Origin of the sequence: Flagellimonas amoyensis, assembly GCF_003058265.1 — a bacterium.
Classification (GTDB): domain Bacteria; phylum Bacteroidota; class Bacteroidia; order Flavobacteriales; family Flavobacteriaceae; genus Flagellimonas; species Flagellimonas amoyensis.
The window spans coordinates 338774-348083 of sequence record NZ_QBUK01000004.1 but is presented as its reverse complement, the minus strand read 5'-3'; the positions used below and the strand labels follow the sequence as shown (position 1 = coordinate 348083).

Sequence of the window (9310 nt, the reverse complement as noted above, 5' to 3'; positions counted from 1 at the left end):
GGAAGTTAAGCCCGTCAGCGCCGATGGTACTGCCACACCAGGTGGGAGAGTAGGTCGCCGCCTTCCTCAAGCCCCTTTACGAAAGTGAAGGGGCTTTTTTTATTCCATAGATCCCCACAGAACAACAATACTCAAACCAACAACATCACCTTCGTTTTGTTTGTCCATTTATGACATACATCAACTCTCCAAAATTGTTTTGGAGAGTTGATGTATGTTAAGTGAAATGTATCGTTGGACCCTATACCCTCGGTAGATCACCCTCGCCTTTCAGGGGAAGGTTGGATTGTCCCATCAAGAAGCTATCAACATGGTGTGCAGCCTGTCTGCCTTCAGAAATGGCCCACACAATCAAAGATTGTCCCCTTCTCTGGTCGCCTGCCACAAAAACACCTGGTACATTGGTCTTGTAGTTCAATGGAGAGGCATTGATATTGGTCCTTGGGTCCATTTTTAGCCCCAATTGGTCGGCAATAGTGGTTTCAGATCCCGTGAATCCTAGAGCCAATAATACCAAGTCACATTCCCATTCTTTTTCTGAACCTTCAACTTCTTTCAATACAGGCCGCTGTCCAGGAGCTTTTTCCCAAACCACTTCTGAGGTCACGAGACTTTTTAGATTGCCGTCCGCATCTGCATTGAAATGCTTTGTGGAAATGCTGAACACCCTTTCCGCACCTTCCTTGTGTGAGGTACTGGTGCGCAATCGCATCGGCCAGAATGGCCATGGTTGATCTTCAGGTCTGTCAGGTGTGCCTTTGGGCATGATTTCAAAATTGGTAACGGATACGGCCCCATGTCTTATGGAAGTCCCAATACAATCGGAACCCGTGTCGCCCCCGCCTATAACGATGACTTTTTTCCCTTTTGCCGAAATCTCCTCGCCTTTATATGGGATGCCATCCACTTTTCTGTTGTTTTGTGGTAAAAAATCCATGGCCTGGACCACTCCTTTAAAGTCTGAACCTGGTATCGGCAGGCTTCTTCGTACGGTGGCCCCTCCACAGAGTAACACGGCATCAAAGTCCTTCTTCAGATCGTTCGCATCGATATCCGCACCTACATGTACTCCAGTTTTGAACTCAATACCTTCCTTGCGCATCACGTCGATACGTCGATCGATGATGTTCTTCTCCATTTTGAAGTCAGGTATGCCATATCGGAGCAATCCACCTACCTTTTCATCGCGCTCAAAAACGGTGACATGGTGTCCGGCCCTGTTAAGTTGTTGGGCGGCTGCCAAACCTGCGGGTCCAGAACCTATCACGGCCACCTTTTTTTCGGTCCGTTTAAGGGGTGGCTCCGGTTTGATCCAGCCATTTTTAAATGCCGTTTCCACGATGTTCTTTTCAATGTTTTCTATGGAAACAGGGTCTTCATTGATGCCCAATACACATGCTTCCTCGCAAGGGGCTGGACACAATCGACCTGTAAACTCTGGAAAATTGTTGGTGGAGTGCAAGATCTTGGCCGCTTTTTCCCATTTTCCTTGATACACGGCATCGTTGAAATCCGGGATCAGGTTCCCTAGCGGACATCCGCTATGGCAAAATGGAATGCCGCAATCCATGCACCTGGCTCCTTGGTTTCTAACTTCACCTTCTTGCAGGGGCAATGTGAATTCCTTGTAATTTTTGATACGTTCCTTGACAGGGGCATAGTTTTCATCCTTTCTGTCAAATTCCATAAATCCTGTAGTCTTTCCCATGTCCAAAAATTATAGGGTTTGCATTTTTTCTTGTTCCAATCGTATGAGGGCCTGACGGTATTCTTCAGGGAATACTTTGATGAATTTTGGCAAATATTCTTCCCAATGTTCCAAAATTTCTTGGGCCAATGGGCTCAACGTGGCATTGTAATGGTTTTCGATCAATTCCCTTAGTTCCTTGATGTCATTGTCCTCGTTCACGGGAAGTAGGTTCAGTGCCTCACCGTTGCAATTCCGCTCAAAGGAGCCATCCTTGTTATAGACGTAGGCAATACCACCGCTCATTCCGGCCCCGAAGTTTCTTCCCACGGTTCCCAAGATCACGGCAACACCTCCTGTCATATATTCACAACCGTGGTCACCGATGCCTTCCACAACAGCTTTGGCACCAGAGTTCCGCACGCAGAAGCGTTCTCCGGCTTTTCCGTTGATATAGGCTTCTCCTGAAGTGGCCCCATAAAGCGCCACGTTACCGATGATCACATTTTCCTCTGGTTTAAAAGTGGATTTAAAAGGAACCTTGACCACCAATTTGGCTCCAGAAAGTCCTTTTCCTAGGTAATCGTTGGTGTTTCCATTGACGACCATGGTGAGACCCTTCGTGGCAAAGGCACCAAAACTTTGTCCGGCAGATCCTGTGAAATTCAATCTAAGGGTATTGTCTGGAAGCCCGTCAGCACCATAAATTTTGGATATTTCATTGCTGATGATGGCCCCGACAGACCTGTCCGTATTGTAGATCGGGAAGTCCAAACTCGTCTTCTCTTTTCTGAAAAGGGCTGGGTGCGCCTTGGCAATGATGCCGAATTCAATGGATTTGCTGATGTCATGCACCTGTTTTTCGGTATTGTAGAGTTTGGTCCCTTCGGGCACATCCACTTGGTACAATATCGGGGTAAGGTCTATTCCAGCGGCTTTGTAATGTTCTATGGCCTTCTTTCTATCCAGTTTCTGTACTTGCCCCACCATTTCGTTCACGGTCCTGAAGCCCAACTTGGCCATGATTTCGCGAAGTTCTTGGGCCACGAAGTACATGTAGTTGACCACATGTTCCGGTTTTCCTTGGAACTTTTTGCGCAATTCCGGATTTTGGGTAGCAATACCTACCGGACAGGTATTCAAGTGGCACACCCGCATCATGATACAGCCAGAGGCTACCAAAGGTGCGGTTGCAAAACCAAATTCCTCTGCGCCCAAAAGACAGGCAATCGCCACATCCCTTCCTGTCTTCAATTGTCCATCACATTCCAGTACCACCCTATTTCTAAGGTCGTTCAGTACCAAGGTCTGTTGTGCTTCCGCAACCCCAAGTTCCCAAGGTAGTCCCGCATGTTTCAATGAGGTCAACGGGGATGCCCCGGTACCGCCATCAAACCCAGAGATAAGGATAACGTCGGCCTTTGCCTTGGATACCCCGGCGGCCACAGTGCCCACACCTACTTCCGATACCAGTTTCACATTGATCCTGGCTTCCCTATTGGCCGATTTTAGATCGTAGATCAATTGGGAAAGGTCCTCAATGGAATAAATGTCGTGGTGCGGTGGTGGGGAAATAAGCCCAACATAAGGTGTCGAGTTCCTGGTCTTGGCTATGGCAGGGTTCACTTTTGGGCCAGGCAATTGTCCGCCTTCACCCGGTTTGGCCCCTTGTGCCATTTTGATCTGTATCTCCTGTGCATTGGTCAGATAGTTCGAGGTAACCCCAAAACGGCCCGATGCTACCTGTTTTATGGCACTGTTCTTCCAGTCGCCGGTCTGACTTCTATAAAAACGAGCCGGATCTTCTCCTCCTTCACCCGAATTGCTTTTTCCTCCGATCCGGTTCATGGCAATCGCCAGGTTTTCATGTGCTTCCTTACTGATACTTCCGTAGGACATGGCCCCGGTCTTGAACCGTTTTACGATTTCGGTCCAAGGCTCCACTTCCTCGATGGGAATTGGGTCATAGTTCGAAAAATCGAACAGTCCACGGATGGTCATAAGGTTTTTGGATTGCTCATTCACCAGTTCGGAATACTCTTTATAGGTTTCCGGCTCGTTATTGCGTACCGATTTCTGAAGTTTGGCGATAGTCAATGGATTGAACATGTGTTTCTCGCCATTCCTTCTCCATCGGTACTCTCCACCAACCTCAATGTCGAGATTGGCTGCTAATTCCTGTGTTGTGAATGCTTTTTTATGGCGTTTGGCCACCTCTTTCTCAATTTCATATAGACCTATTCCCTGAATACGTGTTGGGGTATTGGGGAAATATTTGTCCACTACTTTGGTGTTTATGCCAATGCATTCGAATAGTTGGGACCCTCGATAGGAGTTCAATGTGGAGATCCCAATTTTGTTCATCACCTTCAAGATGCCCTTGCCAACTGCTTTGTTGTAATTTTTGATGGCTTCTTCAAAGGTGTAGTCGGTGATGTTGTTCTCGGTCAGTTGCTCGCCGATGATCTCGTTTACCAGATATGGGTTGATGGCACTTGCCCCAAAACCGAACAGCAATGCAAAATGGTGCACTTCCCGTGGTTCTGCAGATTCAATGATGATGCTCAACTTGGAGCGTCTGCCCATTTTGCTCAGGCCGCTGTTCACATAGGAACAGGCCAAAAGTGCAGGTATGGCTGCCATTTCGGAACTTACCATCCTGTCCGATAGGATAATGATGTTGGCCCCTTGGCCAATGGCATCCAGAGCCTGTTGCAATAAAGATTGCAAGGCTTCCTCCAGCCCGTTGTGCCCTTTGGCAATTTCGTAGAGCATGGAAATGGACACCACTTTATAATCCGGACTGGCATCGTAGTTTTTGATCTTGTCCAAATCCTCTTTGGAGATCACGGGGTTTTGGATCTTCAATTTTCTACAGTGCAGTTCGGAAATCTCGAAGATATTTTGGTCGCTTCCCAGTGTAAGGCTGATATCTGTGATCAATTCTTCCCGGATACCATCCAAAGGAGGATTGGTTACCTGGGCGAACAGCTGTTTGAAATAATTATAGATCAATTGGGGCCTTTCGGAAAGTACAGCAATGGGCGTGTCCGATCCCATGGACCCAATGGGCTCCTTACCATGCTCTGCCATGGGCATGATGATGGTGTTGATGTCCTCGTGGGTATAGCCGAAAGCGGCCCGTCTTGTTTTTAGTGGAAATTCCCCAAAAAACACGGGGCAATCATTATAAGGGATGTCCCTCAAATGGACCAGATTGTCTTTTAGCCATTTTTGATAGGGATGTTTTTTTGCGATGGACTCCTTGATCTCCTCATCGTTCACGATGCGTCCCTCTTCCATGTTCACCAAGAACATTTTACCTGGCTCCAATCGGCCGTGGAATTCAATATCCTCTGGCTCCAGTTCCACCACCCCGGTCTCGGAGGACATGATCACGTATCCTTTTTTGGTGACCGAATATCGGGATGGGCGCAGACCGTTTCGGTCCAATACCGCCCCAATATAATTCCCGTCGGTGAAGGGAATGGATGCGGGTCCGTCCCAAGGCTCCATCAAGCAGGAGTTGTATTCATAGAACGCTTTTTTGGTTTCGGACATTTCGGGATTTTTTTCCCATGCTTCCGGTACCAACATCATCATAACTTCGGGAAGGGAACGACCTGTCATCAATAGGAGTTCCACGACCATGTCCATGCTGGCGGAATCTGATTTTCCGGGAAGGACTATGGGCAGTATTTTTTTGATATCGTCCCCGAACCAGTCACTTTTCATCAATTCTTCCCGGGAACGCATGCGAGACACATTGCCCCTTAACGTATTGATTTCCCCGTTGTGGCACATGTAGCGGAAAGGCTGTGCAAGGTCCCAAGTGGGGAAGGTGTTGGTGGAGAACCTTTGGTGGACGAGGGCCAAACGGGTGACCACTCGTGGGTCCAAAAGGTCTTCATAATATTTGCTGATGTCCTTGGGGACCAAAAGTCCCTTGAAAATAATGATCTTGGTGGAAAGGCTGGGCAAATAGAAAAACTGGCTTTGGGAAAGTTTGCTTTCTATGATGGTATGCTCGGTGATTTTCCGGGCGATGAAAAGTTTGAGGTTGAATTGGAAATCGTCCAATGCCTCTCCCTTTGCTATAAATACTTGCTTTAGATAGGGCTCGGTCTCTGCGGCAATCCTTCCGGGTACGGAACGGTTGACGGGCACATCGCGCCAGCCCAACAAATGAAGCCCTTGGGCTTTCATGTTTTCCTCAAGGACCTTTATGCAAAAGTCCCTTTGGTTTTCCTTTTGCGGAAGAAACACGTTGCCCACGGCATACTCCCCGGCCTCAGGTAGGGAGAACTTGCAGACTTCATTGAAAAAGTCGTGTGGGATATCGATCAGGATTCCGGCTCCATCTCCTGTTTTTCCATCCGAACTCACCGCTCCCCTGTGCTCCAGTTTGTCAAGGATTTCTAGGGCCTTGTGTATGATATCGTTGGATTTCCTTCCTTTTAGGCTGCAAATGAATCCTGCACCACAGTTGTCGTGCTCAAATTCTGGCAGATATAGACCTTGCTTTTTCAATTTCATCATTATCGTATTTCCTCAAAAATATCAATTCTAATGAATAAAATATAAGGTTTTAATTGATTATCAGGAGAATAATCAACGTATTCACATAAAGGTTAAAAAATGCTTAAAATGAAAATAGGAGTAATGTTAAATTATCATTATCTCAAAATAGTCTCTTTTTGACCCCTTATCCCTTAAGGAAGACAGGATAAATGCTGGTTTCCTGTAGGTTTCAGGCGGGTTGCTTATGAAAGTATGGGGGTGTTGTCGATAAAATGCATTTCATCGGATGCTCACCCCCTAAAATTGATAGGGGGTCAATCTTTAATGACACTTCTGGAGATGACTATTTTCTGTATTTCAGAGGTCCCTTCGTAGATTTGGGTGATCTTGGCATCGCGCATCAATCGTTCCACATGATAATCTTTGACAAAGCCATTGCCACCGTGGATCTGTACGGCTTCGACCGTAGTTTCCATCGCCACATCCGATGCATAGAGTTTGGCCATTGCCCCAGAGAGGGTGTAGTCGTTGCCATTGTCCTTGTCGGTGGCTGCTTGGTATACCAGTAGGCGAGCTGCCTGTATTTTGGTGTGCATTTCGGCCAGTTTGAAGGCTATGGCCTGATGGTTTGCGATTTCAGTGCCAAAAGCCTTTCGTTGCTTGGAATATTGTAGTGCCAGATCATAGGCGCCAGCAGCAATGCCCAATGCTTGTGCGGCTATGCCGATCCGTCCACCGGCCAAGGTCTTCATGGCAAATTTGAATCCAAAGCCATCCGCACCGATGCGGTTTTCCTTGGGGACCTTCACATCGTTGAAGAGCAGGGAGTGGGTATCACTTCCTCTGATTCCCAGCTTGTTTTCTTTGGGACCTATTTCAAAACCGGGCATTCCTTTTTCAACAATAAGGGCGTTGATACCATGGTGGCCTTTGTCCAAATGGGTTTGCGCGATGACCAAAAAGACTTCGGCCCTGCCGCCATTGGTGATCCAGTTTTTGGTGCCGTTGAGGAGATAGTGGTCCCCTTTGTCTATGGCCGTCGTTTTCTGGGAGGTGGCATCGCTTCCGGCCTCGGGCTCAGACAGGCAGAATGCCCCGATGATCTCGCCAGAGGCCAAACGGGTCAGGTATTTTTGCTTTTGCTCCTCAGACCCATAGGTTTCGAGGCCCCAGCAGACCAGGGAGTTGTTCACGGAAACCATCACAGAGGCAGAGGCGTCCACTTTGGACAGCTCTTCCATGGCGAGCACGTAGGCTTGGGTGCCCAGCCCACTACCGCCATATTTTTCATCGACCATCATGCCCATGAACCCAAGTTCGCCCATTTTCCGGACCAGTTCATCGGGAAACTTTTGTGCATCGTCCCGTTCGATGACGCCTGGTAAAAGTTCGTTTTGGGCAAAATCCTTTGCCGCCTGTTGAATCATCAATTGCTCTTCTGTGAGTGAGAAATCCATAATACTGAAAAATAATTAAAAACGGAGTACAAATATAGTATTCCGGTGATAATATCGCATAAAAATGTTGATATAAACGAGAATGATATAATTTTTCTGAAAACCTTAAGGAGATATTTTTTTTGCTTTCACAATATTTTAAGGGAATAAGATTATGCGGAAAAACTCATTTTGAATATCTTTAACGCTTAGATAACTACTCAACAAAACGATTCCTTAATTAAACCAAACTTAACATGGAGACCCTCTTAGTTGTCATTTTTGTAATTGGATATTTGGCAATTACGCTTGAACACAATCTAAAGATAGATAAACTTATTCCGGCCTTGGCAATGATGGCCATCCTTTGGGCCATGATGGCCTTTGGCCTTGATGGGTTCACCACTTGGTTCGATTCTGGTAACCATGCGCTTTTGGAGAACTTTTCCTCTTTTGGCCATGAAGAAAAGACCCATCTTTTGGAAGAAACCTTGCTGCACCATTTAGGAAAGACCTCGGAGATTTTGGTTTTCCTTTTGGGGGCCATGACCATAGTGGAGATCATCGACTATTTTGATGGTTTCTCCACCATCAAATCTTTTGTGAAGACCAGGAGCAAAAAGAAGATCCTATGGATATTTTCCTTTATGGCCTTCATCCTTTCCGCTATCATTGACAACCTTACTGCGACCATCGTGTTGATTTCCATTCTTCAGAAAATCGTAAAGGACAGGGAAATCAGGATCTGGTACGCGGGTCTTATCATTATTGCGGCCAATGCAGGTGGGGCCTGGTCTCCCATTGGGGATGTTACCACCACCATGTTGTGGATCGGGAACAAAGTGTCCACGGCCTTGTTGATAGAGCACTTATTGGTGCCATCGTTGGTCTGTATGTTGATTCCTTCGTTCATTGCGTCTTTCCTTCCTGCTTTCAAAGGGGAGATCGATGTGGAGGATGAAGAAGTGTCAAAATCAAAATATAGTTCCATTATGCTCTACTTGGGCTTGGGGGCCATTGTGTTTGTGCCCATCTTCAAGACCATTACCCACTTGCCACCCTATGTGGGCATGATGTTGTCCTTGGCCATTGTGGCCACATTTGCTGAAATCTACAGTAACCGAAAAATTGCAATTTCTTCTGTTGACCATGACAGTGATGCGGCATCGCACCATAGTCCGGTACACAGCGCCCTTACCAAGATCGAATTGCCCAGTATCCTCTTTTTCTTGGGTATTTTGATGGCGGTGGCGGCTTTGGAATCCTTGGGTCTTCTGTTCAATTTTGCTGAGGGCTTAAAACAAGGAATGCCGTTGATCGGTACCGAAATGGCGAGCACCCATGTTTCTGACTTGGTGGTGTTGCTTTTGGGTGTTGGTTCCGCTGTTATTGACAACGTGCCCTTGGTGGCTGCCAGTTTGGGGATGTTCTCAGAGCCGTTGGATGATCAGTTGTGGCACTTCATCGCCTATTCTGCAGGTACGGGGGGCAGTATGCTCATTATCGGTTCCGCAGCAGGTGTTGTGGCCATGGGAATGGAGAAAATAGACTTCTTTTGGTATCTCAAAAAGATATCTTGGTTGGCCTTTTTGGGCTTTATAGGTGGAGCAATATGCTTCATGGTGATGCGATATTTGTTCTAAATCATACTTTAGTCCAAAAATCT

At 46.9% G+C, this 9310-nt stretch carries 4 protein-coding genes; 1 reads left to right on the top strand and 3 read right to left on the bottom strand.

What is annotated here, in order from left to right; all coding sequences use genetic code 11:
- Positions 1-241: 241 nt before the first annotated feature.
- From DB398_RS07925 to DB398_RS07915, 3 genes are all read right to left on the bottom strand, one after another.
- Positions 242-1708, bottom strand: a complete 1467-nt coding sequence (locus DB398_RS07925) for a glutamate synthase subunit beta (protein ID WP_108423835.1) — start codon at positions 1706-1708, stop codon at positions 242-244.
- Positions 1709-1717: 9 nt separating this feature from the next.
- A complete protein-coding gene (gene gltB / locus DB398_RS07920) occupies positions 1718-6223 on the bottom strand; it encodes a glutamate synthase large subunit (protein WP_108423834.1) in 4506 nt (1501 codons plus the stop codon).
- 299 nt (positions 6224-6522) lie between these two features.
- On the bottom strand, positions 6523-7665 hold the full coding sequence (locus DB398_RS07915) for an acyl-CoA dehydrogenase (protein WP_108423833.1): 1143 nt from the start codon (positions 7663-7665) through the stop codon (positions 6523-6525).
- A 236-nt stretch (positions 7666-7901) separates the two neighbouring features.
- Between DB398_RS07915 and nhaD the strand changes: the two genes are divergently transcribed.
- Positions 7902-9287, top strand: a complete 1386-nt coding sequence (gene nhaD / locus DB398_RS07910) for a sodium:proton antiporter NhaD (RefSeq protein WP_108423832.1) — start codon at positions 7902-7904, stop codon at positions 9285-9287.
- Positions 9288-9310: the final 23 nt, after the last annotated feature.